The organism is Micromonospora sp. H61, assembly GCF_018070325.1.
In the GTDB taxonomy this organism is placed as follows: domain Bacteria; phylum Actinomycetota; class Actinomycetes; order Mycobacteriales; family Micromonosporaceae; genus Micromonospora; species Micromonospora salmantinae.
Genome location: NZ_JAGPXY010000198.1, coordinates 1 through 1,766 on the forward strand (window position 1 = coordinate 1; position 1,766 = coordinate 1,766).

Genomic DNA, 1,766 nt, shown 5'->3' on the forward strand with positions numbered 1-1,766 from the left:
GGCCATGGCGTCGCTGGCCGGGGCCAGCTTCGCCCCTTCGACGGTGATCAGCGCGTCTCCCGCCAGGGCGGTCAGGGCTCTGTGGTGCTGGTAGGCCATGCAGCCGGCCTGGTACATCTCCAGTTCGCTGAGGCGGATCTGCCCGGCGCCGTAGGTGGCGGCGTTGTGCATCCGGATGGCGTTGACCCGGGGCTGATGGGTGAAGTCCGCGACGGCCATGTCCCACGGGTACTGCTGCGGGTCCGCCAGGTGGCGGGCCTCGTAGACGTGCCACGCAGTGGCGCTGCGGGTGCCGTGCACGGCGCGGCTGAACAGTTGGTGGCGGATGCCCGCCCCGACACCGGCGGCTTGGCGCATGCCGGTCAGGTCGAGCAGCCGTACCGGTCCGCCGGCGCAGTAGGCCGGGCGGCCCTTGCGCAGTCCGAACATCTGGCTGCGCTGCCACAGGTGCAGAGCGGGGCTGGCCCAGAAGCGGGGCGACAGCGTGCCCTGCACACCGAAGTTGCGGTCGAGCTGGTGTGCGGTCAGGGACTCGCGGGGCAGGTCGCCCGGCACGCAGACAATCATGGTGCGGATCGTCGCCGTCGGTGTGACAGCTGGCGAGGTGGTCTTCCGGGTCGAGTTCTTGGGCATGAGTGGTCCTCCTTTGTGGGGTGGGGGCGTCAGGGCGCGTGGAGATGACCGGCCCAATGGGGTGCGTGGGTCGGTTGCGGGAGCGGTGTCGGTGCGGGTTGGTGCGGTGCGACCTGGGGTCGCCGCGCGGCGCGGCGCCGACCGGCCCCGAGAGGGGCGGGTGGGCGTGGCGCACCGGGTAGGTGCGGCGGTGGTTCCGAGGTGGGACCGAACCGGTTGGAGATTTATGAGGTGGTGTTAGTGCCGTGAACGGTAGCGGCCTGTTCTGTCAGGCCGATCCGACGAGTTGGGCGCCGGAAAGTGGGGTTGACCTGCGCTGTGAGGCATCCCGGCGCATGACGCAGTCGTCGTCGGCGCGGACGCTGTGAGTCTCCACGACGCCCACAGATGATCTTGCTTGCTGACAGACGTCGACGACAGTCGCCCTGCCGGAGGTGCTGACTGAAGGCGGCCGTGTGGCGACCGAGGTTTGTCGTGCCTGGCGACGCGCTGATCGTCCCACGGGCATTCCTGGGCGACAGACGCGTGATACCACGAGAGATAATCGCAGAATGCCATCGCTCGGGTCGCCACAGGATCGAGAGCTGCCGCTGTTTGCCTATGGCTCGCTGAGGCCCGGCGAGCTGGCTTTCAGTCTGATCGAGCCGCTTGTCAGCCGGCACGTTGAGGCCACCGCAGCCGGTGTGATCAGAATGCGGGACGGCCTGCCGTTGTTGGATCCCTCGGCTACCGGGCGTGTCCAAGGCTCTCTTCTCTTCTTTCCTGCGGGCAAGCTCGAGGAGGCCTGGCAGATCGTGGCCAGCTTTGAGCCAGTCACCCAGTACAGGTGGAAGACGACCATAGCCATGACTCAAGATGGCCGGAGCATCAATGCCAACGTTCTCGCCGGCGCGGAGCTGCAGAGCGGAGTCTCTGGAGATCCAGTACCAGAATGGTCGGTCGGACACGATCCAGTGTTTGGGGAGGGGCTGGCCGAGGTCCGGCGGCTAGTCATGGAGGTGGCACCGCATGTCGTGCCGGCCCAGCCAGACAGCCCTCAGTTCTGGCGTCAGTTCTTCCGCCTCCAGGCGTCCTACCTCCTGCTGTGGAGCGTCGTCGAGCGATACACGGCGCTCCACAGCAGGAGGTAGGAC

Annotated in this window: 2 protein-coding genes; one reads left to right on the top strand and one right to left on the bottom strand. The window is 67.5% G+C overall.

Annotated elements, in window-relative coordinates; all coding sequences use genetic code 11:
• Positions 1-633, bottom strand: a 633-nt coding sequence (locus KBX08_RS33090) for a hypothetical protein (RefSeq protein WP_210787684.1), incomplete at its 3' end; no start/stop codon positions are given.
• A 551-nt stretch (positions 634-1,184) separates the two neighbouring features.
• Between KBX08_RS33090 and KBX08_RS33095 the strand changes: the two genes are divergently transcribed.
• Positions 1,185-1,763 (top strand): hypothetical protein, encoded by a 579-nt coding sequence (locus KBX08_RS33095; protein WP_210787685.1) that lies wholly within the window; start codon positions 1,185-1,187, stop codon positions 1,761-1,763.
• The last annotated feature ends 3 nt before the right edge of the window (positions 1,764-1,766 follow it).